This window comes from Cupriavidus sp. YAF13, assembly GCF_052113425.1.
Classification (GTDB): Bacteria; Pseudomonadota; Gammaproteobacteria; order Burkholderiales; family Burkholderiaceae; genus Cupriavidus.
This window is the reverse complement of record NZ_JBFRDD010000010.1, coordinates 124,581-151,577: the sequence shown is the minus strand read 5'-3', so window position 1 is coordinate 151,577 and position 26,997 is coordinate 124,581. Positions and strand designations below refer to the sequence as shown.

Sequence of the window (26,997 nt, the reverse complement as noted above, 5' to 3'; positions counted from 1 at the left end):
CTACATTACTTCCATGGGAGTGCCGAGCTCCCGGTGCTGGCGCGCAGGCAGCGGCGCCGCAAGCTGCAATTTCCGGCGCCGCGCTTTCGTGCGCTGCGCCGCGATCGCGTCCAGGGTGGCGAACATGGCGGCATTGTCGAAGTGGTGGAGGCACCTGGCCGGCAAACCGCTCGATCCGCTCGCCCCGGAAACCCGCCACGCGATCGCCGTGGTGCCGGTGTTAGCCTGGGTGGGATTGGGCGCCGACGGGCTTTCCTCTTCGTGCTATGGGCCAGAGGAGGCATTCCTGGCGCTTGGCACCCATACGCCGCTGGCGCTCTTCCTTGCCCTGGCCACCGCCAGCACGGTGTTCATCATCGCGGTCGGCTACAACCAGGTCATCGAGCTGTTCCCCACCGGCGGCGGCGGCTACCGCGTGGCCACGGCCTTGCTGGGGCCGCGTCCTGGACTGGTGTCGGGCGCGGCGTTGCTGGTCGATTACGTGCTGACCGTCGCGACGTCGCTGGCCAGTGGTGTTGACGCCTTCTTCAGCCTGCTGCCGGTAGGGGCCCAAGCCTTCAAGCTGGCCACCGAACTGGTGATCGTGATCATGATGACCGGGCTCAATTTCCGCGGCATGAAGGAATCGATCCTGGTGCTGATGCCCATCTTCCTGGCCTTCGTGGTATTGCATCTCGGGCTGATCGTCTATGGCGTTGCCGCGCACGGCGACCATCTCGGCGCGGTCGTGCCCAATGCCATTGGCGAGGCCTCCGGCATGTCGCAGGCGATGGGGCCGGTTGTGGTGGCGGCGCTGCTGATGCGCGCGTTCTCGCTGGGTGGTGGCACCTACACCGGGCTGGAGGCGGTCTCGAACAACGTGAACATGCTGGCCGAGCCGCGGGTGCCGAACGGCAAGTGGACGATGTTCTACATGGCGACCTCGCTGGCCTTCACGGCGGGCGGCATCATCCTGCTGTATATGCTGTGGAACGCAGTGCCGGTGGAAGGCAAGACGCTGAACGCCGTGGTCTTCGACCGCGTCATCGACCATCTTGGCTTCGGCTCGGCATGGTCCCGCCATGCGCTGCTCGCAGCGCTGCTGGCCTCCGAGGCCGGGCTGCTGCTGGTGGGCGCGCAGACCGGCTTCCTGGACGGCCCGGCGGTGCTGTCAAACATGGCGGCGGACTACTGGGTGCCGCGGCATTTCCGCGATCTCTCCGCCCGGCTGGTGCGGCAGAACGGCGTCATCGTCATGGGCCTGGCCAGCTTGCTGATCCTGTTGTGGACGCACGGCCAGGTCGCGGTGCTGGTGGTGCTGTACAGCATCAATGTCTTCCTGACCTTCAGCCTCTCCTTGCTTGGCCTGTGCATCTACTGGTGGCGCCATCGCGGCGAGCCTCGCTGGATCGTGCGCTTCGGCCTGTCCCTGCTGGGCTTGTCGGTCACCGCCACGGTCCTGGTGATCACGCTGGTGGAGAAATTCACCGCCGGCGGCTGGCTGACCGTGCTGGTAACGGGCCTGGTGGTTGCGCTGTGCGTCTTCATCAAGCGGCACTACGCGACAACCCGCGCCGAGCTGGCCCGGGCGGATGCCCTCTTCGCCGGCAGCCCGCCGCTGGTCGATGCGAGCCGCGTTCGGCCGCTCGACCCCAGCCTGCCCACGGCGATCGTCCTGGTGGGCAAACACCGCGGCGCCAGCATGCATGCCCTGCTGTGGGTCGAGCGCCTGTTTCCCGGACATTTCAAGAACATGATCTTCCTGGCCGTGGGAGAGGTCGATGCGCAAAGCTACGAGGGCCAGGAAACGCTGCACCGCCTTCAACAGACGATTGGCGAGTCACTGCGTTATTACGTCGCCAATTGCCAGCGCCACGGCCTGGCAGCCGATTCGCGCGCGGCATTCGGCACGAACCCGGTGCGCGAGTTCACGACGCTGGTCGATGCGGTGACGGCCGAGTATCCGAACAGCGTCTGCTTTGCCAGCAAGCTGATCTTCCAGCACGTCAATTTCCTCACGGCCTGGCTGCATAACCAGACACCCGGCGARCTGCAGGAGCAGCTACACCTGCAAGGCAAGCAGATGGTGCTGCTGCCAATGAAAGTGGCGTGATGGCGCGGCCTACTTGACCAGCGTCACCGGCACGCGCGACATGCGTATCAGCTTGTTGGTCAGCCTGCCCGCCAGCAGCGCGCCAACAGCCGTGCGCCCGGCCGTGCCCATCACGATGGCATCGCAGTCGTTCGCGGCCGCCGCCTGCGCAATGGTCTGCGCCACGTCGCCCACCTTGATCTGCGCCACATAGCTGGCCCCGGCGTCGTCCAGGATGCAGCGTGCATCGCGCAGCGCGGCCTCGCCGCTCGCCTCCTCCAGCTTGCGCAACGCGGCCAGCGAGTGGAAGGCCGAGGCGCGGCCGGATTCCAGCGGCGGCTGGACATTGAGCAGGACCACCTCGGACACACAGCGGTCCCGGAACATGAAGGCAGCATGACGCACCGCATCCAGCGCGTGCGCGGAGCCGTTGACGGGTACCAGAACTCTCAGCATGTCGAACCCCTTCCCTTGTCTCGATCCTCGATCGTTTCGCTACCGGCGTGTATCGCGTATCGCGTATCGCGCTGGCTATCTCGATTCCATATAAGTTCGGATCCCGCAAAGATGCTGTAAAGAGACGGATGGCCGCGTATTTTTTTTGTAAACGTCCGTCACGCTCGAACGGGCTGCGGCGCGGCGCTTGGCGGCTATGTCGACACCGGAGCACAGCACAGCCCGCAGCGGGGCAAAAGCCGAAAAGCCGCCTTGGCGGCCTGCCCGGTCCTTCCCGCGCCATTCTCCCATCCTGCCCCCTTCTGACCCCTTCTCGCCCCCTTCGGGGCCCGGCTCGCAGTAAAATGCCGGTTTTATCCGCGCCCGCCCATCCACGGCACCTGCCGCGCATGCCGCGCCAGGCCCACGGGCCGCCGGAGTACCCGAAAACAGGCGGCTTCGCCAAAGCCGCCCGAGAGGATTGCATGTCCGTAGAACCCCGACAGTCCGCCAAGACCGAGCCCAAGGCCGGCAACGCGGAAAAGCACACGCCCATGATGGCGCAGTACCTCGGCCTGAAAGCCGACCATCCGGACACCTTGCTGTTCTACCGGATGGGCGACTTCTACGAGCTCTTCCACGACGATGCCGAAAAGGCTTCGCGCCTGCTCGACATCACCTTGACGTCGCGCGGCAGCTCCAACGGCGTGCCAATCCGCATGGCCGGGATCCCCTTCCATTCAGTGGACCAATACCTCGCCCGGCTGGTCAAGCTGGGGGAATCGGTGGCGATCTGCGAGCAGATCGGCGACCCCGCCACCAGCAAGGGGCCGGTGGAGCGCAAGGTGGTGCGCATCGTCACGCCGGGCACGCTGACCGACGCGGCACTGCTGCCGGACAAAGTCGATACCTACCTGATGGCGGTGCACCAGCAAACCACGCGCCGCGGCGTGAGCAAGACCGGGCTGGCCTGGCTCAACCTGGCTAGTGGCGAGCTGCGCCTGATGGAGTGCGAGGTGGCGCAACTCGGCCGCGAACTGGAGCGGATCCGCCCGGCGGAGCTGCTGTATGCCGATGGCATCGAGCTGCCTGCGCTGGAGTGCGCGCGCACCCGGCTGCCGGAGTGGCATTTCGACCAGGAAGCCGGCACCCGCCGCCTGCGCGAGCAGCTCGGCGTGGCCAGCCTGGATCCGTTTGGCTGTGCCGGGCTGGGCGCGGCGCTCGGCGCCGCCGGCGCGCTGCTGAACTACGCGGCCTCCACCCAGGGGCAATCGCTGCGCCACGTGAAGGGTGTGACGGTCGAGCGCGAATCCGAATTCGTCGGCCTGGACACCGCCACGCGGCGCAACCTGGAACTGACCGAGACCCTGCGCGGCGGCGAGTCGCCGACCCTGTTCTCGCTGCTGGACACCTGCGCGACTGCCATGGGCAGCCGCCTGCTGCGCCACTGGCTGCACCATCCGCTGCGCGACAGCGCCATCCCGCAGGCGCGCCAGCAGGCCATCGGCGCGCTGATCGGCCAGGGCACCGATGCGCTGCGCGCGGCGCTGCGCCGGCTGTCCGACGTGGAACGCATTACCGCGCGCCTGGCCCTGATGAATGCGCGTCCGCGCGACCTGTCCTCGCTGCGCGACACGCTGACCGCCCTGCCCGACGTGCAGGCCTGCCTGCGCGCTGACGATGCCGCGCCGTTGCTCAACCAGACGCTGACGGAGCTGGCGGTGCCCTGGGAATGCCATGCCCTGCTGGCCAGCGCGGTGGCGCCGGAGCCGGCCACCGTGATCCGCGACGGCGGCGTGATCGCCCGTGGCTACGACGCCACGCTCGATGAGCTGCGCGATATCTCGGAGAACTGCGGCCAGTTCCTGGTCGACCTGGAAGCCCGCGAGCGCACCCGCACCGGCATCGCCAACCTGCGCGTGGAATACAACCGCGTGCATGGCTTCTACATCGAGGTGACCAACGGCCAGGCCGACAAGGTCCCCGACGATTACCGCCGCCGCCAGACGCTGAAGAACGCCGAGCGCTACATCACGCCCGAGCTCAAGGTCTTCGAGGACAAGGCCCTGTCCGCGCAAGACCGCGCGCTGGTGCGCGAGAAGCAGCTGTACGACGCGTTGCTCCAGCAGTTGCTGCCGCATATCGGCGAGTTGCAGCGGGTTGCCGGCGCGCTGGCCCGCCTGGACGTCCTCGCGGCGCTGGCCGAGCGCGCGCAGACGCTGGACTGGACGCAGCCCGAGCGCGTCGCGGAGAACGTGATCGACCTGACCCAGGGCCGCCATCCGGTCGTGGAAGGCCAGCTCGCCGCGGAATCCGTGCCGTTCATCGCCAATGATTGCCAGTTGACGGAAGCGCGCAAGCTGCTGCTGATCACCGGCCCGAACATGGGCGGTAAATCGACCTTCATGCGCCAGACCGCGCTGATCGTGCTGCTGGCTTGCGTGGGCGCCTATGTACCGGCCCGGCGCGCGGTGATCGGCCCGATCGACCGCATCTTCACCCGCATCGGCGCCGCCGACGACCTCGCGGGCGGGCGCTCCACCTTCATGGTGGAAATGACCGAGGCCGCCAGCATCCTGCACAACGCCACGCCGGCCAGCCTGGTGCTGATGGACGAGATCGGCCGCGGCACGTCGACCTTCGACGGCCTCGCGCTGGCGTGGGCGATCGCGCGTCACCTGCTGGCGCACAACCGCAGCCATACACTGTTTGCCACCCATTATTTCGAGCTGACGCAACTGCCGCAGGAGTTCACGCAGGCGGCCAATGTCCACCTGTCCGCGGTCGAGCATGGCGATGGCATCGTCTTCCTGCATGCCGTGCAGGATGGGCCTGCCAGCCAGAGCTACGGCCTGCAGGTGGCGCAGCTGGCGGGCGTGCCGCAGCCGGTGATCCGCGCCGCGCGCAAGCACCTGGCCTGGCTGGAGCAACAGTCGGCGGACGCCACGCCCACGCCGCAGCTGGACCTGTTCGCCGCGCCACCCTCGCCCCCGGACGATGACGACGACTACCTGGAGCAAAGCGAAGGCGAAGACAGGACCGTTGGCAATGACCAGCCGGTCAACGCAATCTCCTTGCAGCAGGCCGCCTTGCTGGACGCGGTGGCCGAGCTCGACCCGGACAGCCTGACGCCGCGCGACGCGCTCGACGCGCTCTATCGGCTGCGCGCGCTCGCCAAGGATGCCGTAGCCATCGCATGAGGCCAACCGGGATCGTGCGTCAGCGCTGGCTGCTCCTGGCCGGAATGGCCATGCTTGGCGTGTTGCTGGCGCTGCCGGGCCAGGCCGCGAACCGTGCGCGGGCTTCGGCTCCGGTTCCGGCCGCCGAAACGATACGCGTGGCCCTGATCGCCGACCAGCCGCAGTGGCCGGCCGCCGAAGCCGGCACCGCCCGCCTGCTCGACTTCCTGGCCGCGCGCCGGCTGGAGTTTGTCGTCCATCTGGGCGGCATCAAGGGCGATACCGAATCCTGCGGCGACACCCTGCTTTCCGCTCGCCAGCGGCTACTCGACCAGTCGCCGCTGCCGCTCGTCTACCTGCCCGGCGAAACCGACTGGGCGGAATGCGCTCGCGCCGCCAACGGGCGCTTTGATGCGGTGGAGCGGCTGAACCGCCTGCGCGAGCTGTTCTATCCGGCTGATACCACGCTGGGCCAGCGGGTGCTGCCGCTGATGCGGCAGTCCGAACAGGCTACCTTTCGCAGCTATCGGGAAAACGTGCGCTGGCACGCCGGGCGCGTCATGCTGGTGGGGTTGAACCTGCCGGGCGACAACAATCACTATCGCTCGGAAGGCGGGCGCAACGGCGAGTTCGAGGATCGCCGCGAGGCCAACCGCCAATGGCTGGCGCGCGCGTTCTCGCTGGCGCAGCAACAGAACCTGCCCGGCATCGTGCTGCTCATGCATGCCGACCCGCAGTTCGGCAACGGCTGGGAGCAGCGTGGCAAGCCCTCCCTGTTCGATGGCTTCCTGCGCCGGCGCACGCGCGATGGCTTCCTGGAGTTCAAGCGCCAGTTGCGCGAGCTGGCCGGGCACTACCGGGGCCAGGTCCTGCTGGTGCATACCGGCCTGGGCGGCTTCGGCATCGACACGCCACTGAAAGATGCCAGCGGCAAGACGCTGCGCAACGTCTCCCGCGTGGTGTTGCCAGGCGGCACGCCCGGCCAGTACACCGAACTGGTGATCACGCCGGGGTCGCCGTCGCTGTTCGAGGTCACGCTCAAGGATGGCCCCGAGGCGGAATGAATGGCGTCAGCCCGACGCCGCAAGCACAAAGAAAAAGCCGGCGATGCCGGCTTTATTCGTGGGACCTTCCGCGAGGGCGCGCGCGCGTGGCGCACTCAGTGCAGCGTGCGGCTGCCGTCGCCTTCGTCGTCCTCATCTTCGTCCACGACTTCGATGCCCGAGGCGCCATGCGCGTGGCCGTGCTGTACTTCATCGCCCGTGGCCTCGCGGACTTCCGCTACCTGCAGCCAGAAACGCAGCGCCATGCCGGCCAGCGGGTGGTTGCCATCCAGCACCACCTTGTCTTCGGCCACGTCGGTCACGGTGTAGATGATCGAGTCTTCGTCGTCGCCGTCTTCAGGCACGCCTTCGAACTGCATGCCCACTTCCAGCGGCTCGGGGAAACGGTCGCGCGGCTCTACCTTGACCATATCGGCGTCGTAATCGCCGAAGGCTTCCTCGGGCTCGAGCTGCAACTGGGTTTCAAAGCCGGCTTCATGGCCTTCCAGCGCTTCCTCGATCTTGGGGAACGTGCCATCATATCCGCCGTGCAAGTAAACCATCGGCTCATCCGACTCTTCGATCAGATTGCCCTGCGCATCCGACAGCTTGTACACCACGGATACCACCGTGTTCTTAGCGATTTTCAATTCTTGACTCCATGAACGATTCCGCATTATACGCGCAGGCCTTGCCCCCCGGCCCCGTCGATCCTGACGCGCCGATTACCCTCCTGGGTGGCATGACGCCAGCTGCTTTCATGCGCGATATCTGGCACCGCAAACCCCTGTTGATTCGACAAGCCGTACCGGGAATCGTGCCGCCGGTATCGCGCGAGTCGCTTTTCCAACTGGCCGACCGCGACGACGTCGAGTCACGCCTGGTGTCGCACTTTCGCAACCGCTGGAAGCTCGAACAAGGCCCCTTCGCCGCCGACAACCTGCCCTCCCTGAAAGCCCGTCAATGGTCGCTGCTGGTGCAGGGCGTTAACCTCCACGATAGTGCAGCCGCGGACTTGCTGGGACAATTCCGTTTCGTCCCGGATGCGCGCCTGGACGACCTGATGGTCAGCTACGCCACCGACGGCGGTGGCGTGGGCCCGCACTTCGATTCCTACGACGTTTTTCTGTTGCAAGTATCGGGCCGGCGCCGCTGGCGCATCTCGTCCCAGACCAAGCTCGACCTGGTCCCGGACCTGCCGCTCAAGATCCTGGCGGACTTCACGGCCGAAGAAGAATGGGTGCTGGAGCCAGGCGACATGCTGTACCTGCCACCTCAGTACGCCCACGACGGCGTGGCCGACGGCGAGTGCATGACGTATTCGATCGGTTTTCGCGCACCGGCCTACCGCGAGCTGGCGGGGCACTTCCTGGCCTGGCTCTCGGAAACGGTTGAGGACAACGAGGATCTAAGCGGACGCTACGCGGATGCCGGTGAGCCGGCAACATCACATCCGGCCCAGCTGCCTGCCCAGATGGTGCGAGCGGTGACCGAGAAACTGAGCGCCCTCCGTTGGTCGGGTAGCATGGTCTCGGAGTTTCTGGGCGCGCATCTCTCCGAGCCCAAGCCAAGCGTGGAGTTTGCGGAAATATCCGAAATCACGCTGAAGAAATACAACAAACTCGCCCTGTCTCACGGCGTCGTGCTTGCGCCGGGATCGATTGCGTTGTATGACCGCACCCATTTCTTTATCAATGGCGAAGCGTACGAACCGCCCTCGGCGCTGGCGCGCTGGCTGCGCCTGCTGGCGGACCGGCGCTGCCTGAGCGCCGCGGAAGTGGCTGCCTGCGAGGATCTGCCGGATCTGATGGAAACTTTCCATCATTGGGCGCTGGAGGGCTGGCTGCAATTCGGACCCGCTTCGCTGTAATAATCCGTAACAACCAAAAACAGGAAAAGACAGCGCTACACAAGCCGGGAAAACGCGGATATAATCACCGGCTGGCTAGTACTGTGTACCACTGCATTTGTCGGCACCCGGGAGAGCCTCTATTTTGCAGTTCAAGAGCGATAATTACCGGTAATTATTCATCGCCTGTTTTTCTGTTATTAAAGTTAAAGGACGAACAATGAAGAAGTCTCTCCTGATCGCATCGCTGCTCGCCGCCGTTGCTCTCGCCGCTTGCGGCAAGAAAGAAGAAGCCGCTGCTCCGGCACCGGAAGCTTCGGCTCCGGCTGCTGCTGCTCCGGCTGCTGCCGAAGCATCGGCTGCTGCTGCTGAAGCAACGGCTGCTGCATCGAGCGCAGCGACCTCGGCTGCTGAAGCTTCCGGCGCGGCTGCTGACGCATCGGCTGCTGCTGCTAAGCAGTAATCGGTCTCGACCGATAAAAAAGCCGACCTTCGGGTCGGCTTTTTTACGTCTGTCGCTTTTGCGCCTGCAGGCTTCGCCGGCATATTGCCCGCCCCGCCTCAGGCCTTGACCGGCTGCCAGCCCAGTCCTTCGTGCTGGTCCGCCACCAGGATTTCGTCAGACGACACGCCCAGCACCGTGGCCAGCGCCTGGGTGGCCAGCTCCCGGGTATTGTTCTGCTGGCTCAGGTGCGCTGCCACCACGCGCTGCAGCCCCGCATGCGCTACTCGCTCAAGGATGCCGGCCGCCACTTCATTGGCAAGGTGGCCAAAATCGCCGCCAATGCGCCGCTTCAGCGAATATGGGTAGGCGGAATTGCGCAGCATCTCCCGATCGTGGTTACATTCCAGCACCAAGGCATGCACCCCTGCCAGCCGCGCGGTGACGTAAGGCGTCTCCATGCCGGCATCGGTCAGCACGCCCAAGCGGGCGTCACCGTCACTTAGCACGAACTGCAACGGCTCACGCGCATCGTGCGGCACGGTGTAGGGGAGGATGTGGAGGTTGCCGATCACCAGCGGATGGTCGGCACCACACACACGCACGTCGGCCTTGTCCGCCCCGCGCATGTGCGAGGTGGCAAGCCAGGTGCCGTGGCTGGTATGTACCGGCAGGTCGTGACGGGAAGCAAAGGCGTAGGCCGAGCCGACATGATCGCCGTGCTCGTGGGTAACCAGCACGGCATCGAGCTGATCCGGCGTGATGCCGAGCCGCTCCAGCCGCCGTGCGGTTTCGCGAATGCCAAAGCCGCAATCGAGCAGCACCCTGGTCGTGGTGGTGCCCTCTTGCGACTCGATCACCAGGGAATTGCCCTCGCTGCCGCTGCCGAGGAAGGCGAAGCGCATCATGCGCTTGCCTCCCCCGGCAGCCCGGCGAGCCACCTCGCGGCCGGGCGCCGCGGGGTGGTTTGCGTGACCCGCATCCCGGTCAGCGCAGTTGCTCGTCGAGCAGCGTGAGAATGCGTTTGCCGACTTCGGTGCCTTCCGGCTGGCCCGCATCGTTTTGCACCGTCACGGTCGTGCCGGTGCCATCACCCTTCAGTGCCACGCGATACTTCTTCGCCTTCTTGCTGTCCTCGGTGCCGGTCTTGGTGAACAGCTTGGAGAAGAAACCGCGATTGTCCACGGTGTCGCGCGGGTCGACATAGCGCACGTAGTACAGGCCTTGCGCGCGGTCCCGGTCTTCCACCGTGAAGTTCACGCGGTCCAGCGCCAGGCCGACCGAGCGCCAGGCGCGGTCGAACGGCTCGGACAACTGCAGTGCCTGGCTGCCATTGACCTGGGTCAGGTTGGCATTGGCGCTAGGCGCTGCACCCTTTGCGGCAGTGGCACCCGCAGCGGCGGCAGCCGGCGAAGCGGGGTTCTTGGCCATGCGGTCGGCCTGCTCCTTCTGCACGCCCAGGCGCTGCGCGAAGCGCGAAAGGAATTCGGCCTCCAGCTCAGGATCGGAGGGGCGCGGCGTCCAGGTCGTGGTCGACTTGTCGATGCCCGTCAGTTGCTCCTGCGCACCACGGTGGCTGATGAAGACCTCCAGGTTGCCGTTCTGCGAGCGCTCCACGCGCGTGCGGAACTTGTCGCGCTCGGACGTCGAGTACAGCCCGTCGAAGACCTTGCCGATCGTGTTGCGGATGAAATCCTGCGGGATCTTGGCGCGGTTCTCGGCCCAGTCGGTTTCCATGATGCCGGTCTCGGGCGAGTCCTGCACCAGCAGGAAACCGCTCTCCTGCCAGAATTCACGCATCGACTGCCACAGCTTGTCCGCCGGCATGCCGTTGCTGATCACCAGCCAGCGCTGGTTGCCGTCGCGCTCCATGCGGATGCCTTGCGTGGAGGGCAGCACGTTCTCGGCGCCCGCCTGCTGCTGCACAACCTTGTTCGACTGGTTGTAGGTCGACAAGGTGGACGTGCCGTTCTGATCCGGCACGGAGTAGCGGCGATCGCCTTCGATCTTGGTCAGGTCCGGCGGCACGTCCAGCGTGGAGGTGCGCTTGGCAGCGGACTTGTAGTCGATCTTGTCGGGCGCCATCGCGTCGTTGATGCTGCTGCAACCGGACATCGCGCTTGCCACTAGCACGGGCAAGACCAGGGCGGCACGGCCAACTTGCGTTGCACCGTGGCGGTTAAGCTTGAGTTTCATTGACACGCAATCCTAGTTGAGGGATGACGGCAAAACACAGTGCGATCAGCCGAGCAGGCCGGCCGCCGACAGCGCCTTGCGCACCACATCGTGGTATTCCGGTGACAGCGGAGTAAGCGGGAGGCGGATGCCACCCTGCATTTTGCCCATTTGCTGGAGCGCCCACTTGACGGGAATCGGGTTGGCCTCGACGAACATCGCCTTGTTCAGCGCAACCAGTTCCATATGGATGCGACGCGCGGTAATCGCGTCGCCCTTCAGGGCAGCCACGCACAATTCGTGCATCTTGCGCGGCGCCACGTTGGCCGTGACGGAGATATTGCCATGGCCGCCCAGCAGCATCAGGGCAATCGCCGTGGGATCGTCGCCACTGTAGATGGAGAAGCCCTGCGGCGCATCCTTGATCAGTTGCGCGGCACGGTCGATATTGCCGGTCGCTTCCTTGACGCCGATGATGCCCGGCACCTGCGCCAGGCGCAGGATGGTTTCGTGCTGCATGTCGGCCACGGTACGGCCCGGCACGTTGTACAGCACGACAGGCAGTTCCACCGCTTCCGCGATCGTGCGGAAATGGCGATACATGCCCTCCTGGGTGGGCTTGTTGTAGTAGGGCACCACCTGCAGCGAGGCATCGGCGCCGACCTGCTTGGCAAACGCGGTCAGCTCGATCGCTTCCTTGGTCGAGTTGCCGCCGGTGCCGGCGATGATCGGGATGCGCTTGTCGGCCTGCTCCACGGCGACGCGGATCAGCTCGCAATGCTCATCCACGTTCACCGTGGGCGACTCGCCGGTGGTGCCGACGATCACGATGCCATCAGTGCCCTCGGCCACGTGCCAGTCGACCAGGGCGCGCAGCGCGGGGAAATCCAGGCTGCCATCTTCCTGCATCGGCGTCACGATAGCGACGATGCTGCCGTTAATCTGTGTCATAACGTTTGAGAATTCGAGAAACGAATACCGCGATTGTACCGGATACCCAAGGCCTTCCGACCGCACCTTCGACCGGGGAAAACCCAAGGCAGTTCAACGCGTGAAGTCCAGGTCTCGCCAACCGGGCCCGCAAATAGCCAGGGCCGCACTTCAGCCCGGCAAAGGATACCGCGGCGGCGCTCCGCCGCTCGTTTTGCCTATCTCTTCGCGAATCGCGCAAATACGCTGCACAAAGGCAGCTTTAGGCACTTCCAGCACACCATCTTCGTAGGCAATCACCCGCAAGATGCCGTGCACGGCATCCAGCAACTCGCCCGGCTGCAGCAGGAAATCCGGGTTCGAAGGTTTGCCCACGGTCTCGTTGCCAGCCGCGAAAGTTTCGTAAAGAAGCACGCCGCCCGGCGCCAGCGCAGCGAACAAATGCGCCCAAAGCGGCCTGTGCAGGTAATTGGTGACCACGATCGCGTCGAAGCCCGGTTCGTCCGCCAGCGGCCACGTGCCCTGCTCCAGGTCGGCCGGGCGCGTGTCAACGCCTTCGAGCAAAGCCGCCAGCGCGGCCAATGCCGCCGCATCGCGATCGACGCCCAGCACCGCATGGCCGCGGCGCGCGAACCAGGTGGCGTGGCGGCCGTTGCCGCAGGCCAGGTCGAGCACGCGGCCGCCCGGGCGCACCAGGTGCGCCCAGCGCACCACCCACGGCGACGGTGCGCCGAGCGGCGCGTGGGGGATGCCCGCCGCCATGCTCATCGGTACCCCAGGCCGATGACGGCGCGCACGTCACGCATCGTCTCGCGCGCCACCTGGCTGGCCTGGTCGCAGCCGTGGTCGACAATGGCGCGCAGCAGCGCGGGATCGTCCATGTATTTTTGCGCCCGCTCCAGCATGGGCTGCTGCTCGCGCAGGATGCCCTCGATCACTGGCTGTTTGCATTCGATGCAGCCGATGCCAGCACTGCGGCAGCCCTTCTCGACCCACTCGCGGGTGGGCGCGTCCGTGTAGACCTGGTGCAGTTGCCACACCGGGCATCGCGCCGGGTCGCCGGCATCGGTGCGGCGCACGCGGGCCGGATCTGTCGGCATGGTACGCACCTTCTTTTCCACCGACGCCTTGTCCTCGCGCATGCGGATGGTGTTGCCATAGGACTTCGACATCTTCTGGCCGTCCAGCCCGGGCATGCGCGATGCCGCGGTCAGCAGCGCCTGCGGCTCGACCAGGATGGTCTTGCGCGAGCCGCCCAGGTAGCCCAGCAGCAATTCACGGTCTTCGGCGGCCAGGCTCTGCGACTGCGCCACCAGCGCGCCGCCCTCCTCGAACGCCTCTGCCTTGCCCTGCTCCTGATAGGCGCGGCGCAGTTCCAGATAAGCCTTGGTGCGCTTGCCGCCCAGCTTTTTGGCGGCTTCCTGCGCCTGCGCCTCGAAGTCCGGCTGGCGCCCGTACAGATAGTTGAAGCGGCGCGCGATCTCGCGCGTGACCTCCACGTGCGGCACCTGGTCCTCGCCCACCGGCACGCGGCCGGCACGGTAGATCAGGATGTCGGCGGCCTGCAGCAGCGGATAGCCGAGAAAACCGTAGGTGGAAAGATCCTTGTCCTTGAGCTTCTCGATCTGGTCCTTGTAGGTCGGCACCCGCTCGAGCCAGGCCAGCGGCGTACCCATCGACAGCAGTAGGAACAGTTCGGCATGCTCAGGCACGCGGCTCTGGATAAACAGCGTGGCGCGCTCGGGATCGACGCCGGCGGCAAGCCAGTCGATCAGCATCTCCCACACGGATTCGCCGATCACCTCCGGCGATGCATAGTGCGTGGTGAGCGCGTGCCAGTCCGCCACGAAGAAGAAACAGGGATATTCGGCCTGGAGCTGGACCCAGTTCCTGAGTACGCCGTGATAGTGGCCCAGGTGCAGCGCGCCGGTAGGCCGCATGCCGGAAAGAACGCGATCGGGAAACATGTCTATCTGTATTTGTGGGAATTGGTGCAGGTACGGGTACGCGTATTCGAGGTCGGCGCCGGCGTGGGCGCCAGGGCCGCGGCGCGGCTTACTGCACCAGCGCCAGGATGGGTTGCAGCATCAGCAACACCAGGCTCCTGAGCGCCCCCATTACCGGCTGCATCCACACTTTGGTGATCACGCCAGCCGCCACCAGCGCCAGCACCACGAAGATGCCGTAGGGCTCGATGCGCGACACCGCATGCGCGATGCGCTGCGGCAATAGCGCTGTCAGCACGCGGCCGCCGTCGAGCGGCGGCACGGGGAACAGGTTGAACGCAGCCATCACCAGGTTGACCAGCACGCCGGCCTGCGCCATCTGGGTAAAGAAAGGCTCCTGCACCCTGGCCACCACCAGGCCGACCGCCACCAGCGCCCACAGGAAGGCCTGCAGCACATTGCTGCCCGGGCCCGCCAGCGCCACCCACATGCCATGCCAGCGCGGATTGCGCAGGTGGTCGAAGGCAACCGGCACCGGCTTGGCGTAGCCGAAGACAAACTGGCCGCTGGTCATGAAATAGAGCAGCAGCGGCACCGCGATGGTGCCGATGGGATCGATATGGCGCGCCGGGTTAAGGCTGACGCGGCCCATCGAATAGGCGGTGTTGTCGCCAAACAGCTTGGCCACATAGCCGTGCGCGGCTTCATGCAGCGTGATAGCGAACAGGACCGGCAGGGCGTAGACCGCTAGGGTCTGAATCAGAGAAGAATCCATGGGTCGCTATTGTACCGGGGCCGCGGCAAAGCGACTGTTCGGTGGCAATCACAGTCCAAAACGCTCGATATCGCCGCGTCCCTGCCGCACCAGCTCGGGCTCGCCCGCGGTCAGGTCGATCACCGTGGTCGGCTGCGCGGGCGCAGCGCCGCCGCAGATCACCAGTTCCAGCAGTTTTTCCAGCCGGGCGCGGATCACCTCCGGCTCGTTGAGCGGGGCTTCGTCACCCGGCAACTGCAGGGTGGCCGAAATCAGCGGCTCGCCCACTTCGGCCAGCAGCGCCAGCGGAATGGGATGGTCGGGCACCCGCACGCCGATGGTCTTGCGGGCGGGATGCGAGAGCCGGCGCGGCACTTCCTTGGTGGCCTCGAGGATGAAGACGTAGGGCCCGGGTGTCGCGCCCTTGAGCCAGCGGTACTGCCGGTTGTCCACCCGCGCGAAGTTGCCAAGCTCCGACAAATCGCTGCACAGCAGGGTCAGATGGTGCTTGTCGTCGATCCCGCGCAAGCGGCGCAGCCGCTCTACCGCGGCCTTGTCGTCGAGCCGGCAGGCCAGTGCGTAGCTGGAGTCGGTGGGCAAGGCAATCAGCCCGCCCTGCCCGATGATCTGCGCGGCCTGCTTGATCAGGCGGGACTGCGGGTTGAGCGGATGGATCTCGAAGTATTGGGACATGTGCGGGCCTGGGGCGACCGGCCGCGGGATGGGCGCAAACGCCGCGCGCATTCCGGGCCAGTTCTGCGATGGGGAAAAGCGAAGGGAGCGCATGGCGGGTTCGGGCGGGCTGGGCGCCGGGCGGCCGTTGGCCGGCGCGGCTTACCAGTCATGCCAGACCGGGGTGACCGACGACGGCAGCGGCGGCAGCGAGCCCAGCTCGATCCGTCCCTCGCCCGGCCCATGGAAGTCCGAGCCGCGCGAGCCCAGCAGGCCATAGTGATGCGCGACATTGGCATACTGCCGGTACTGCTCCGGCGTATGGCTGCCAGTGACCACCTCGACCGCGGCCCCGCCGAGCTGCTTGAACTCGTCGAACAGCGCATCGTGCTGGAGTTGCGTGTAGTTGTAGCGGCCCGGGTGCGCCATCACCGGAATGCCGCCGGCGGCCTGGATCCAGCCCACCGCATCGGCCAGTTTGGCCCAGCGGTGCCCGACATAGCCCGGGCAGCCATCGCCGAGGTAGTCGTCGAACACCTCGCTGATGGTCTTGCACCGCCCTTCTTCGACCAGCCAGCGCGCGAAATGGGTGCGAGAGATCAGGTCGGGATTGCCGACATGGCGCAGCGCGCCCTCATAGGCGCCCTCGATGCCGATCGCGGCCAGCGCTTCGCCGATGTCCTGCGCCCTGGCGGCCCGCCCGGAGCGCGTGGCTGCCAGGCCATTGACCAGCACCTGGCTGTCCGGGTCGATCTGCAAGCCAACGATATGCACAGTCTGCCCGGCCCACGTCACCGAGATCTCCACCCCGGGCACGTAGCGCATGCCCAGCGCCTCGGCCGCGGCCCGCGCCCTGGCCTGGCCCTTGACCTCGTCATGGTCCGTCAGCGCCCAGAACGCCACGCCGCCGGCGTGCGCGCGCGCGGCCACGTCCTCGGGGGACAACATGCCGTCGGACACCGTGGAATGGCAATGCAGATCTGCGTTGATTGCGTGTGAATTTTGCATACGTCTATTCTACTCTCGCGATAATTCCGCGTTAATCCCACCTCAATCCAACCTCAACCCGACTTTAATCCCGCGCCGATGCGCGCCGCGTGGGCTGGCCCACACATCCGCGCCGATAGCCCTGACGCCAACGCTGGCGTAGGCGGCAGGGCCGGCCCCGCGCGGTATAGTTGGGGCCTGACGACCCTCCTGCCGGGCGCCGCCACGCGCGCCGCCCGCCATGCCATGCCGACCCAAACCCCTGCTTGCGCCACGCCCGATTCCCGCTCCCCGACCGTCCCGGCCGACGTGATCCGCACCGATGTGCTGATCGTCGGCGCCGGCCCGGTCGGCCTGTTTGCCGCCTTCCAGGCGGGCGTGCTGGGGCTGAAGTGCGAGCTCGTCGACGTGCTGGACCGCGCCGGCGGACAGTGCACCGAGCTCTACCCGGAAAAGCCGATCTACGACATCCCCGCGGTGCCGGGCTGCCTGGCGCAGGACCTGGTCGACCGCCTGCTCGAGCAATGCGCGCCGTTCGCCTTTCCCATGCATTTCAACGAGCGGGCCAACGGCCTGGCCGAGATCCCGCCGGAACCGCACGCTACAGCCGGCCATGAGCACCCGCACCGCCTGCTGGTCACAACCGACACCGGCAAGCGCTTCGACGTGGCTGCGGTGCTGATCTGCGCCGGCGCCGGCGCGTTCGCCCCGCAACGCGTGGCGCTGCCCGAAGCCGCCGCGCTGGAAGACCGCCACCTGCATTACGCAGTGCGCGACACCGCGCGCTTCGCTGGCAAGCGGGTGGTGGTGGCCGGCGGCGGAGATTCCGCCCTGGACTGGGCGCTGGCGCTGCGCAAGACCGCCGCGCGCGTTACGCTGCTGCACCGCCGGGAAGGCTTTCGCGCGGCCGACGGTGCGGTGGCCGAAATGCGCGCGGCCGTGGCCGCCGGCGAGATGGATTTCGTGGTGGGCATGCTGGGCGCGCTCAAGACCGAGGGCGGCTCGCTGGCCGGGGTCGACATTCGTACCCGGGAAGACACGATCAGCCTGCCTGCCGACGAACTCGTAGCGCTGTACGGCCTCGTCTCCGAGCCCGGCCCGATCGCCCAGTGGGACCTCGACATGCGCGCAGGGCGCATCACGGTGGATACCACCACCTACGAAACATCCCGCCGCGGCATCTTCGCCGCGGGCGACATCGCGTTCTACCCCAACAAGCAAAAGCTCATCCTGTCTGGCTTCCACGAGGCTGCGCTGGCCCTGCGGCGCGCCTATCACTATGCCTTCCCGGAAAAGGCGCTGGTCCATGTGCACACCAGCAACAACGCCACGCTCAAGGAAAAGCTCACGCACGCCTGAACGCGGCAGCCTGCACGGCCCCCAGCGTCAGGCGCAGAAAGACTCGATCAACCCGGCAACCACCCGCGGCTGGTCGTGATGCAGCATATGGCCTGCGTCATCGACAATGGCTTCGCGGAAATCGCGAAACGCCTGGAAGCGCTGCTTGAACTCCGCCAGCGGCTGGCCCTTGGCGATGTGGCTGAGGGTCTGCGAATTGCGCGCCTCCACGTGCAACACCGGCGCGGTGGCCTGCGCCCAGATCGCCATCACCTCGTCGAGCCGGTACAGCACCGGATTGACCATCTTGTGCGCGGCATCGCCAAGGATCTCCCAGCGGCCTTGCGCATTGCGCGCTGACCAGTGCTCGGCCAGGAAGGCGGCGCGGTCATCGGGCAGGCGCGGATTGGTCTTCTGCAGCCGTGCCGCCACCGCCTCCACGCTGTCATAGGCGCGCAATGGCTGGCGCTCGCGCAACTCGTCGAGCCAGCGCGCATAGCGCCCGGGCGCTTGCTCGGCGCGCGTGCCTGTCATGCCAAACCCCTCCAGGTCGACCACGCGGCGCACTCGCTCGGGGCGGATGCCGGCATAGAAGCAGGCCACGTTGGCGCCCATGCTGTGCCCCACCAGGTTCACCGGCACGTCCGGCTGGAAGTGGTCGAGCACCGCCTCGAGATCGGCGACGTAGTCGGGAAACCAGTAGGACTCCGTGCCGGGATAGCGCGTGGGCCAGTCGGTCTGGCCAAAGCCGCGCCAGTCCGGGGCGATCACATGCCAATCGCGTTCCAGCGCGTCCACCATGAACTGGAACGAGGCGGCCACGTCCATCCAGCCATGCAGCAGGAACAGGGTGGGCGCGCCGGGCTCGCCCCAGTGGCGCACGTGCATGTTGAGGCCGCGCAACGTGATAAATTCCGAGCGCGAGGTTTCTCTTATTGCCATGGTGTCTCCCCGGGTGCCTTTTCCCTGATCGTGGCGGACGCTTTCACCCGCGGCAACGGGGAAGCCTAAAAATAGAACGATCGTTCGTTTGCGGATTATAGCGGCAAGCCGGCCCGGCCCTCATCCCGAACGCAACCCAGGAGACCCAGCATGGCCGCACCCGCCCTGCCAGCAAGCCGGCGCGACGACTATCCCGCGCTGTACACGCAATTCCACTGGCATGTGCCCGAGTTTTTCAACCTGGCCGACGCGTGCTGCGGGCGCTGGGCGCGCGACCCCGCCACGATGGATCGCATCGCGGTCCACACCGAGCACGAGGACGGGCGCCGCGCCAGCTATAGCTACGCCTTCATCCAGGCCGAGGCCGATCGCCTCTCCCGGGCGCTGCGCACGCTGGGTGTGGCGCGGGGCGACCGCGTGGGCATCGTCATGCCACAGCGCATCGAGACGGTGATTGCGCATATGGCGATCTACCAGCTCGGCGCCATCGCCATGCCGTTATCGATGCTGTTCGGCCCGGAAGCCCTGGCGTACCGCCTCCAGCACAGCGAGGCGTGCGTGGCGATTGCCGACGAATCCTCCATCGACAACGTGCTGGCCGCGCGCGCGGAGTGCCCGGCGCTGGCCACGGTGATCGGCGCCGGTGCCGCCGTGGGCCGCGCGGAGCACGATTGGGATGCGCTGCTGGCCGCCGAGCTGCCGGCGTTCACCGCGGTCGAGACCAAGGCCGACGAGGCGGCGGTGCTGATCTACACCAGCGGCACCACCGGCCCGCCCAAGGGCGCCCTGATCCCGCACCGCGCGCTGATAGGCAACCTCACCGGCTTCGTCTGTTCGCAAAACTGGTTTCCCCAGCCAGGTGACGTGTTCTGGAGCCCGGCGGACTGGGCCTGGACCGGCGGGCTGTGGGATGCATTGATGCCTACGCTGTATTTCGGCAAGACCATCGTGGGCTATCAGGGCAGGTTCTCCGCCCAAACCGCCTTCGAGCTGATGGCGCGCTATCGTGTCACCAATACCTTCCTGTTTCCCACCGCGCTCAAGCAGATGATGAAAACCTGCCCCGCGCCGCGCGCGCATTACCAGCTGCACCTGCGCGCGCTGATGAGCGCGGGCGAAGCCGTGGGGGAAACCGTGTTCGCCTGGTGCCGCGACGCGCTCGGCGTGGTCGTCAACGAGATGTTCGGCCAGACCGAGATCAACTACATCGTGGGTAACTGCACCGCGCAGAACAACGATGGCCAGCTAGGGTGGCCAGCGCGCCCGGGTTCGATGGGCAGGCCCTACCCCGGCCATCGCATCGCCGTGGTCGACGACGAAGGCAGGCCCTGCGCGGCGGGCGAGGACGGCGAGGTGGCCGTGTGCAGCACCGACGTCCATGGCCATCCCGACCCCGTGTTCTTCCTGGGCTACTGGCGCAACGAGGACGCCACCGCCGGCAAGTACCTGGAGCGCGACGGCCTGCGCTGGTGCCGCACGGGCGACCTGGCGCGCATCGACGAAGACGGCTACTTGTGGTACCAGGGGCGCGCCGACGATGTCTTCAAATCCTCCGGCTACCGCATTGGCCCGAGCGAGATCGAGAACTGCCTGCTCAAGCATCCCGCCGTGTCGAACTGCGCGGTGGTGCCCTCGCCGGACCCGGAGCGCGGCGCGGTGGTCAAGGCGTTCGTCGTGCTGGTGCCATCGATCGTGCGTTCGGCGCAGGCCGACGCCGCGCTGGTCGCCGAGCTGCAGCAGTATGTGCGCGGCCAGCTTGCGCCGTACGAATATCCCAAGATCATCGAATTCATCGCGCAGTTGCCGATGACCACCACCGGCAAGATCCAGYGGCGCGTGCTGCGCGAGATCGAAGCCCGGCGCGCCACGCCAGCGCACCCGTAGCACTGGCAGGCGGGTGCGGCCGCAAGGCTCGCACCCGCCCCTGTCCCTGGCGCTCAAACCCGCCCTCCAAAGCCCCGCCTCACAGCGTCCGGCCGGCACAACCTGCCGCGCCACGGACAACCGATCGCGCGCATCGATATGCGTCGCCCTCCCTGCAGTCAAGTTTTCGCCGAATCTGACGTTAGCAAGGACATGCGGAGCGCATCGCTATGGCGCATCCCATTCGGCAGATCAGACCACACGTTCCAGTCGCAGGAGGGGGCATCCATGCCAGCTCATTTTTTTCCGAGAAATTTATAAGATTATTCGTATAAATGCCAATCGGAACCATTCCATTTTCGCCCTTTTAATAAGGGTAATTCCTATACCCCTCAGCGGCATCAACACGCTGGATAGCGGCGCATTCCGCAACCTGACCTAACAGAGTAGTGCAAAAAAAAGGATTGGGGAAACTCGGATTATCTTGATTGTTTTTCCCAATCTTGGGAAATAAAGTTCCCAAAGAGCACGCAGAAATTTCCCAATGTGCTTCAAGTTAATGACGAACAGGAGATCACGATGAGCACGTTTGCAAGCACCGGCCGCGCCGCCTCCCACCGCTTCGCGCTCCGGCTGCCGTTGGCCCTGGCGAGTGCTTTGCTTTCGGTATCCGCGTGGGCCGCGGATGGCGTGATCTACTTCCGGGGGGCCATCGTCGCGCCCCCCTGCAATACGCAAATCAGCACGAGCGGGACCGCCTCGGTCAGTTGCCCGGCAAACGGCACCCATTCCGCGGAGTCTGCCTCCCTGCCGCTGCTGCCTGGCCGGGCCGTCCAGCTGGCGACCGCGCGCGCCTTTGTCGTGCCCGTGCAATTCTCGGCAGGCCCTGGTGGCGGCAACAAGCAGGGCTATGTCGTGGTGACGGAATACAACTGAGCGGCCTGTCCCTCGAGCCACGCCAGCTCATCCTCGTCGAAACCCGCCGCGCGGCGCGCCGCCAGGTTGAAGGGCGGCCGCAGGCGCGGCGCCTGGTACCGCGCGGCCAGCTCGGCGTAGGTGGCGACGGGGTCCAGGCCACGGGAGGCGCATAGCCAGCGGTACCAGCGGTTGCCGATGGCTACGTGACCCACCTCGTCGCGCAGGATGATGTCGATGATGGCGGCGGCCTCATGATCGCCCGCGGCCGCGAGCTTGGCGCGCACCGGTGGCGAGGCATCCAGCCCGCGCGCCTCCAGCGTGCGCGGCACCAGCGCCATGCGCGCCAGCACATCGCCGGCAGTCTTGTCCGCCATCTCCCACAGGCTGTTGTGCGCCGGAAAATCGCCGTAGCGCGCATCCAGCGTGGCCAGGTGCTGCGCGAGCAGGCTGAAATGCAGCGCCTCCTCGTCGGCCACGCGCAGCCAGTCCAGGTAGAAGGCTACCGGCATCGCGTCGAATCGCCAGATGGCATCCAGCGCCAGGTTGATCGCGTTGAACTCGATATGTGCGAGCGCATGGATCAGCGCCGCGCGGCCGGCGGGCGTATGGATGGACCGCCGCCGCTCCACCCGCTGCGGCGCCACCAGTTCGGGCCGTGGCGGCCGGCCGGGCAGCGGCAGTTCGGCCGCGATCGCCTCGCCGATGCCCAGGGCCTCCGGCGCCATGGCCTCGGCCGCCAGCCGCATCCGGCGCGTGGCCGCGGCCTTCTCGTGCGCGTCGCTCAGGCACAGGATGGCAAGCGCCTGGCGGCGCAAGGACGGCGCCGCCAGGCCGGATAAAGCGCCAGGCGCGGCACCGCGAGCGGGGTCAGGGGCGCATGGAGTGACGGCATCGGGTAGGTTTGCTGGCATAAGCGTAAAATCCGGTTTGCCGCCATTGTAGGGCCCGGCAGGTGGCACCCTGTGCCAGCGAGCCCGCCCGCGACCCTTTAAAGCCCGGCGGCAAACCCCATATACCCATACGAACTTGTGCAGGAGACCCCATGGCGCTTTACCAGCTCGGCGACGTTGCCCCCACCATCGATCCGGATGCCTACGTGGCGCCGGAGGCCACCATCATCGGCAACGTGACGCTCAAGGCACATGCCAGCGTATGGCCAGGCGTGGTGATCCGAGGCGACAACGAGCCGATCGTGGTTGGCGAGTCCAGCAATGTGCAGGAAGGCACCGTGCTCCACACCGACCCCGGCTGCCCGCTGACCATCGGCGACAAGGTCTCGATCGGCCACCAGGCCATGCTGCACGGCTGCACCGTGGGCGAAGGCTCGCTGATCGGCATCCAGGCGGTGATCCTGAACCGTGCCGTGATCGGCAAGGAGTGCCTTGTCGGCGCCGGCGCCGTGGTCACTGAAGGCAAGGTGTTCCCGGACCGCTCGCTGATCCTCGGCGCGCCGGCCAAGGTGGTGCGCGAGCTCACCGAGCAGGACGTGGCCAACCTGTATCGCAACGCCGAGACCTACGCCACTCGCCAGGCCATGTACAAGACACAACTCAAGCGCATCGACTAAGCGACCAAGGCGCCGCGCCAGCGGCTCCGATTTACCGACGGATCATCGTGACTGACACCACCACCCCTGACACCCTGCAGAAATTCCTGTTCGACGCGGCCCCCGTGCGCGGCGAGCTGGTACGCATGCAGGCCACCTGGCAAGAAGTGCTGCGCCGCAACCATTACCCCATGCCGGTGCGCCGGCTGCTGGGTGAAATGATGTCGGCCGCCGCCCTGCTTTCGGCCAACCTGAAGTTCAACGGCGCGCTGGTGATGCAAGTGCACGGCGATGGCCCGGTGCGCATGCTGGTGGTGGAGTGCTTGTCCGACCTGTCGATGCGAGCCACGGCCAAGCTGGCCGAAGGCGTGACGCTGGCCGACGACGCCACGTTGGCGGATCTCGTCAACGTCAGCGGCCACGGCCGCTTCGCCATCACGCTGGACCCGCAGGACAAGCTGCCCGGGCAGCAGCCGTACCAAAGCATCGTGCCGCTGGCCGATAAGCATGGCCCGATGACATCCATGACCGCCGTGCTCGAGCACTATATGCAGACGTCCGAGCAGCTCGACACGCGGCTATGGCTGGCCGCCGACGACAAGGTCGCCGCAGGCATGCTGCTGCAAAAGCTGCCCTCCTACGGTGGCACGCTGGAAGGCCACGCCGAGCGTGAGCCCGCGCAAGTCGGCGAAACCGGCGCGCCGCTGGCGGACACCGCCCGCGCGCAGGACCTCGACACCTGGGACCGTGCCTGCCAGCTCGGCGCCACGCTGAAGGACGCCGAACTGCTGGCCGAAACGCCGGACACCCTGCTGCGCCGCCTGTTCTGGGAAGACCTGGAAGCCACCGGCCTGCGTGTGTTCGAGCCGCTGACCCCGCACTTCCAGTGCTCGTGCTCGCGCGCCAAGGTGGCGGGCATGCTGCAGAACCTGGGCCGCGTGGAGATTGAAGACATCCTGGTGGAACGCGGCGAGGTGGAAATCCAATGCGATTTCTGCGGCCAGCAATACTACTTCGACCCGGTCGATTGCGCGCAGCTGTTCACGCCGGTCCCCGTGGCTACCGGCGCCGGCGAAGGTGCGGACCAGCAACACTGAGCGGCAGCGCGCGGGACGCCGATGCGAGCCATGATGCGACGCGCGACGGCAGGAACCTTTCTGCCCCGCGCCCGGGTCCAAGCGTCAGCGCCCCACCAGAGTCAGGGAGTCATCATGTCCGCCTTGTCCGCTTTGTCCTCTCACCCGCCCGCCACGATCAGCGCGATGCTGCTTGGCGCCGTGCTGGCCTGTGGTGGCTGCGCCCAGTTGCCGCGCGACCTCAACGGCTCGCCGCCGACTGCCCGCCTGGCGCCCAACGGCGTGCCGCCGCCTCCCGTCACCGCGGAAGACATCCAGAAGATCGGCGAACTGAACCGCCAGGTACTGCGCGAACAGGATGCCGCGATTGCCCGCCAGCAACAGGCGGAAGCCATGGCGCGGGCGGCAACCTACTATGCCTATCCCTCGCCTAGCTGGAACCTGTATTACGGCGGCTGGGGCGGCGGGCACTGGGGTGGCGGAGTCGGCTTCGGCAGCCCGGGATACCGGGGCTGGGGCTACGGTGGCTACCCGTACTGGTGGTAAGCCGCCGGCGAGGCTGGCGCAGCAAACGACCAAGGACGCGAGCGTGCCGCATCCATGCCGTTGCAGGGCGACGGCGCCAGACGCGACGAGACAGAAATCGGGAAAGACGCCAGCCAGTGGCGCTTAGTGGGCGCTAGCGGGCGCTTAGTGTGGGCGCTTAGTGTGGGCGCTTAGTGGCGATTGAATGCCGGGGAGTTCGCCGGAGGCGGCAGCGGAGGCGTGGCGCTGACCTTGGGGGCCGGTGCCACGAACTGCACGAACACCTCGCCATCCCTGACCATGCCCAGCTCATAGCGGGCACGCTCTTCAATGGCGCCGGTGCCATCCTGCAGGTCCTTCACTTCCCCTTCCAGCTTGGCATTGCGCAGCTTGAGCGCCTGGTTGTGCGCGCTCTGCTCCTGCACCTGCTTGTCCATCTCCCACACACGCAGCCAGCCGCCCTTGCCCAGCCATAGCGGATACTGGATGGCGAGCAACAGCACGAACAACAGCAACGAGATCAGGCGCATGGATTCTGGCGCTTAAGCGAAAAAAGGGAGTTGCGTCATGCGTCATGCGCCGGCCGCGGCATTGTGCGCGGCCGGCGCATGGCACGCGCTTAGCGCAGATTGTAGAACGCGCTCTTGCCGGGGTAGCTGGCGATATCACCGAGATCTTCCTCGATGCGCAGCAGCTGGTTGTACTTCGAGATACGGTCCGAACGCGACAGCGAGCCGGTCTTGATCTGGCCGGCGTTGGTGCCCACCGCGATATCGGCGATGGTGCTGTCCTCGGTCTCGCCCGAACGGTGCGAGATCACGGCCGTGTAGCCGGCGCGCTTGGCCATTTCGATGGCGGCGAAGGTTTCGGTCAGGGTGCCGATCTGGTTGATCTTGATCAGGATCGAGTTGCCGATGCCCTTTTCAATGCCTTCCTTCAGGATCTTGGTGTTGGTGACGAACAGGTCGTCGCCCACCAGCTGCACGCGCTTGCCCAGCTTGTCGGTCAGCACCTTCCAGCCGTCCCAGTCGCCTTCGCCCATGCCGTCCTCGATCGACACGATCGGGAACTTGTCGCACAGGTTGGCCAGGTAGTCGGCGAACTGGGTCGAGGTCAGCTTCAGGCCTTCGCCATCCAGGTGGTACTGGCCTTCGGCTTCGTGATAGAACTCGGTCGCCGCGCAGTCCAGCGCCAGCAGCACGTCTTCGCCGGCACGGTAGCCAGCCTTCTCGATGGCCAGCAGGATGGTGTTCAGGCACTCTTCGTTGGAAGCGAAGTTGGGGGCAAAGCCGCCCTCGTCACCAACCGCCGTGGACATACCCTTGTCGGACAGGATCTTCTTCAGTGCGTGGAACACTTCAGCGCCGCAACGCAGGGCTTCACGGAAGCTCGTTTGCGACACCGGCATGATCATGAATTCCTGGATGTCCAGGCTGTTGTTGGCGTGCGCGCCACCGTTGACGATGTTCATCATCGGCACCGGCATCTGCATCGCGCCCGAGCCRCCGAAGTAGCGGTACAGCGGCAGGCCGGCTTCYTCGGCAGCGGCTCKGGCCACGGCCATCGACACGGCCAGCRTGGCGTTGGCGCCAAGGCGGGCCTTGTTGTCGGTGCCGTCGAGGTCGATCAGGGTGCGGTCCAGGAAGGCTTGCTCGGAAGCGTCCAGGCCCATGATGGCTTCGGAGATTTCGGTATTGATATGCTCGACCGCCTTCAGCACGCCCTTGCCGAGGTAGCGCGACTTGTCGCCGTCACGCAGCTCGATGGCTTCGCGCGAGCCGGTGGATGCGCCCGACGGCACTGCCGCGCGGCCCATCACGCCGGATTCGAGCAGGACGTCGCACTCGACCGTCGGGTTACCGCGCGAGTCGAGAACTTCGCGACCGATGATATCTACGATTGCACTCATGGATTCCTCTTGGACTGTTGATGCTTGATGACTTCTTACTACACGGGCGTCATGCCCTGGACTACCGCTGGCTACAGCTGACTGAGCTGGCTGACGCTCAAGCGCCTTCCACCACGATCATGTTCATGCGCGCGGCATGCTCGCGCGACTTGCGCGCGGCGCGGTATTCCGCGCTGTCGTGGAACGACTTTGCCGCGTCATAGCTGGGAAACTTCAGCACGACCACGCGCGTCGGGGCCCAGTCGCCCTCGAGCCTCTCGGTCTTGCCGCCGCGCACCAGTACCTCGGCACCATGCACCTTCATGGCATGGCTGGAGAGCACTTTGTACTCTTCATACTGCTGGGGATCGGTGACATCGACGTGGGCAATGATATAGCCGCTGGCCATGGCGTATCT

At 66.2% G+C, this 26,997-nt stretch carries 27 protein-coding genes; 11 read left to right on the top strand and 16 right to left on the bottom strand.

From position 1 onward, the window contains the following. Positions 1–126 (bottom strand): hypothetical protein, encoded by a 126-nt coding sequence (locus AB4061_RS11345; RefSeq protein ID WP_441633723.1) that lies wholly within the window; start codon positions 124–126, stop codon positions 1–3. On the opposite strand from AB4061_RS11345, the gene AB4061_RS11340 reads away from it, so the two are divergent. After that, complete coding sequence (locus AB4061_RS11340; protein ID WP_441633721.1) at positions 125–2,092, top strand: APC family permease; 1,968 nt, start codon at positions 125–127, stop codon at positions 2,090–2,092. The two genes, AB4061_RS11345 and AB4061_RS11340, sit on opposite strands and share 2 nt — an antisense overlap. 9 nt (positions 2,093–2,101) lie before the next feature. Here AB4061_RS11340 and AB4061_RS11335 read toward each other — a convergent pair whose 3' ends face one another. Next, complete coding sequence (locus tag AB4061_RS11335; protein WP_441633719.1) at positions 2,102–2,527, bottom strand: universal stress protein; 426 nt, start codon at positions 2,525–2,527, stop codon at positions 2,102–2,104. A 533-nt stretch (positions 2,528–3,060) separates the two neighbouring features. On the opposite strand from AB4061_RS11335, the gene mutS reads away from it, so the two are divergent. Then, positions 3,061–5,706, top strand: coding sequence for a DNA mismatch repair protein MutS (mutS, locus tag AB4061_RS11330; protein ID WP_441633764.1), 2,646 nt, complete (start codon positions 3,061–3,063; stop codon positions 5,704–5,706). Continuing rightward, on the top strand, positions 5,703–6,749 hold the full coding sequence (locus tag AB4061_RS11325) for a hypothetical protein (RefSeq protein WP_441633717.1): 1,047 nt from the start codon (positions 5,703–5,705) through the stop codon (positions 6,747–6,749). The genes mutS and AB4061_RS11325 overlap by 4 nt, the downstream gene beginning before the upstream one ends. A gap of 95 nt (positions 6,750–6,844) precedes the next feature. Here AB4061_RS11325 and AB4061_RS11320 read toward each other — a convergent pair whose 3' ends face one another. Beyond that, positions 6,845–7,378 carry an FKBP-type peptidyl-prolyl cis-trans isomerase gene (locus tag AB4061_RS11320; RefSeq protein ID WP_441633715.1) on the bottom strand — a complete coding sequence of 178 codons (534 nt, stop codon included), beginning with the start codon at positions 7,376–7,378 and terminating at the stop codon, positions 6,845–6,847. A gap of 11 nt (positions 7,379–7,389) precedes the next feature. Here AB4061_RS11320 and AB4061_RS11315 point away from each other — a divergent pair, with 11 nt between their 5' ends. Continuing rightward, entirely contained in the window at positions 7,390–8,598 is a 1,209-nt protein-coding gene (locus AB4061_RS11315; protein WP_441633713.1) for a JmjC domain-containing protein, read from the top strand. A 199-nt stretch (positions 8,599–8,797) separates the two neighbouring features. After that, positions 8,798–9,040: a hypothetical protein gene (locus AB4061_RS11310; protein ID WP_416048102.1), complete on the top strand. Its 243-nt coding sequence runs from the start codon at positions 8,798–8,800 to the stop codon at positions 9,038–9,040. Positions 9,041–9,138: 98 nt separating this feature from the next. On the opposite strand, the gene AB4061_RS11305 is transcribed toward AB4061_RS11310, so the two are convergent. From AB4061_RS11305 to AB4061_RS11270, 8 genes are all read right to left on the bottom strand, one after another. Next, positions 9,139–9,927 (bottom strand): MBL fold metallo-hydrolase, encoded by a 789-nt coding sequence (locus AB4061_RS11305; protein ID WP_441633711.1) that lies wholly within the window; start codon positions 9,925–9,927, stop codon positions 9,139–9,141. A gap of 79 nt (positions 9,928–10,006) precedes the next feature. Beyond that, a complete protein-coding gene (gene bamC / locus AB4061_RS11300) occupies positions 10,007–11,215 on the bottom strand; it encodes an outer membrane protein assembly factor BamC (protein WP_441633709.1) in 1,209 nt (402 codons plus the stop codon). 45 nt (positions 11,216–11,260) lie between these two features. Then, entirely contained in the window at positions 11,261–12,145 is an 885-nt protein-coding gene (gene dapA, locus AB4061_RS11295) for a 4-hydroxy-tetrahydrodipicolinate synthase (protein ID WP_441633707.1), read from the bottom strand. A 150-nt stretch (positions 12,146–12,295) separates the two neighbouring features. Beyond that, the gene (locus AB4061_RS11290; RefSeq protein ID WP_441633705.1) at positions 12,296–12,892 is read right to left on the bottom strand and encodes a class I SAM-dependent methyltransferase; all 597 of its coding nucleotides are present in this window, start codon (positions 12,890–12,892) and stop codon (positions 12,296–12,298) included. After that, positions 12,889–14,091: a tryptophan--tRNA ligase gene (locus tag AB4061_RS11285; protein WP_441633703.1), complete on the bottom strand. Its 1,203-nt coding sequence runs from the start codon at positions 14,089–14,091 to the stop codon at positions 12,889–12,891. The genes AB4061_RS11290 and AB4061_RS11285 overlap by 4 nt, the downstream gene beginning before the upstream one ends. Positions 14,092–14,179: 88 nt before the next feature. After that, positions 14,180–14,845 carry a site-2 protease family protein gene (locus tag AB4061_RS11280; RefSeq protein WP_174422809.1) on the bottom strand — a complete coding sequence of 222 codons (666 nt, stop codon included), beginning with the start codon at positions 14,843–14,845 and terminating at the stop codon, positions 14,180–14,182. A 48-nt stretch (positions 14,846–14,893) separates the two neighbouring features. Beyond that, positions 14,894–15,517: an L-threonylcarbamoyladenylate synthase gene (locus tag AB4061_RS11275; protein WP_441633700.1), complete on the bottom strand. Its 624-nt coding sequence runs from the start codon at positions 15,515–15,517 to the stop codon at positions 14,894–14,896. Between the two features lie 141 nt (positions 15,518–15,658). Further along, the gene (locus AB4061_RS11270) at positions 15,659–16,504 is read right to left on the bottom strand and encodes a 3',5'-nucleoside bisphosphate phosphatase (protein ID WP_441633698.1); all 846 of its coding nucleotides are present in this window, start codon (positions 16,502–16,504) and stop codon (positions 15,659–15,661) included. A gap of 225 nt (positions 16,505–16,729) precedes the next feature. Here AB4061_RS11270 and AB4061_RS11265 point away from each other — a divergent pair, with 225 nt between their 5' ends. After that, entirely contained in the window at positions 16,730–17,842 is a 1,113-nt protein-coding gene (locus AB4061_RS11265; protein ID WP_441633696.1) for an FAD-dependent oxidoreductase, read from the top strand. A gap of 27 nt (positions 17,843–17,869) precedes the next feature. On the opposite strand, the gene AB4061_RS11260 is transcribed toward AB4061_RS11265, so the two are convergent. After that, on the bottom strand, positions 17,870–18,763 hold the full coding sequence (locus AB4061_RS11260) for an alpha/beta fold hydrolase (RefSeq protein WP_441633694.1): 894 nt from the start codon (positions 18,761–18,763) through the stop codon (positions 17,870–17,872). A gap of 150 nt (positions 18,764–18,913) precedes the next feature. Between AB4061_RS11260 and AB4061_RS11255 the strand changes: the two genes are divergently transcribed. Beyond that, on the top strand, positions 18,914–20,647 hold the full coding sequence (locus tag AB4061_RS11255) for an acyl-CoA synthetase (protein ID WP_441633692.1): 1,734 nt from the start codon (positions 18,914–18,916) through the stop codon (positions 20,645–20,647). A 558-nt stretch (positions 20,648–21,205) separates the two neighbouring features. Beyond that, positions 21,206–21,562: a hypothetical protein gene (locus AB4061_RS11250; RefSeq protein WP_174422814.1), complete on the top strand. Its 357-nt coding sequence runs from the start codon at positions 21,206–21,208 to the stop codon at positions 21,560–21,562. Here AB4061_RS11250 and AB4061_RS11245 read toward each other — a convergent pair. Then, complete coding sequence (locus AB4061_RS11245) at positions 21,535–22,455, bottom strand: ferritin-like domain-containing protein (RefSeq protein ID WP_441633689.1); 921 nt, start codon at positions 22,453–22,455, stop codon at positions 21,535–21,537. The two genes, AB4061_RS11250 and AB4061_RS11245, sit on opposite strands and share 28 nt — an antisense overlap. A gap of 131 nt (positions 22,456–22,586) precedes the next feature. Between AB4061_RS11245 and AB4061_RS11240 the strand changes: the two genes are divergently transcribed. The 3 genes from AB4061_RS11240 (at position 22,587) to AB4061_RS11230 (ending at position 24,712) form a co-directional block, all read left to right on the top strand. Continuing rightward, positions 22,587–23,111: a gamma carbonic anhydrase family protein gene (locus AB4061_RS11240; RefSeq protein ID WP_441633687.1), complete on the top strand. Its 525-nt coding sequence runs from the start codon at positions 22,587–22,589 to the stop codon at positions 23,109–23,111. A gap of 47 nt (positions 23,112–23,158) precedes the next feature. Beyond that, positions 23,159–24,187, top strand: coding sequence for an Hsp33 family molecular chaperone HslO (gene hslO, locus AB4061_RS11235; RefSeq protein WP_441633685.1), 1,029 nt, complete (start codon positions 23,159–23,161; stop codon positions 24,185–24,187). 114 nt (positions 24,188–24,301) lie between these two features. Beyond that, complete coding sequence (locus AB4061_RS11230) at positions 24,302–24,712, top strand: hypothetical protein (protein ID WP_441633683.1); 411 nt, start codon at positions 24,302–24,304, stop codon at positions 24,710–24,712. 170 nt (positions 24,713–24,882) lie between these two features. Here AB4061_RS11230 and ftsB read toward each other — a convergent pair whose 3' ends face one another. The 3 genes from ftsB to AB4061_RS11215 all read right to left on the bottom strand — a co-directional run bounded on the left by ftsB (position 24,883) and on the right by AB4061_RS11215 (position 26,988). Further along, complete coding sequence (gene ftsB, locus AB4061_RS11225; protein ID WP_441633681.1) at positions 24,883–25,221, bottom strand: cell division protein FtsB; 339 nt, start codon at positions 25,219–25,221, stop codon at positions 24,883–24,885. A gap of 89 nt (positions 25,222–25,310) precedes the next feature. Next, positions 25,311–26,600 carry a phosphopyruvate hydratase gene (eno, locus tag AB4061_RS11220; RefSeq protein WP_441633679.1) on the bottom strand — a complete coding sequence of 430 codons (1,290 nt, stop codon included), beginning with the start codon at positions 26,598–26,600 and terminating at the stop codon, positions 25,311–25,313. 97 nt (positions 26,601–26,697) lie between these two features. Then, positions 26,698–26,988 (bottom strand): DUF1330 domain-containing protein, encoded by a 291-nt coding sequence (locus tag AB4061_RS11215; protein WP_441633677.1) that lies wholly within the window; start codon positions 26,986–26,988, stop codon positions 26,698–26,700. Between the last annotated feature and the right edge of the window lie 9 nt (positions 26,989–26,997).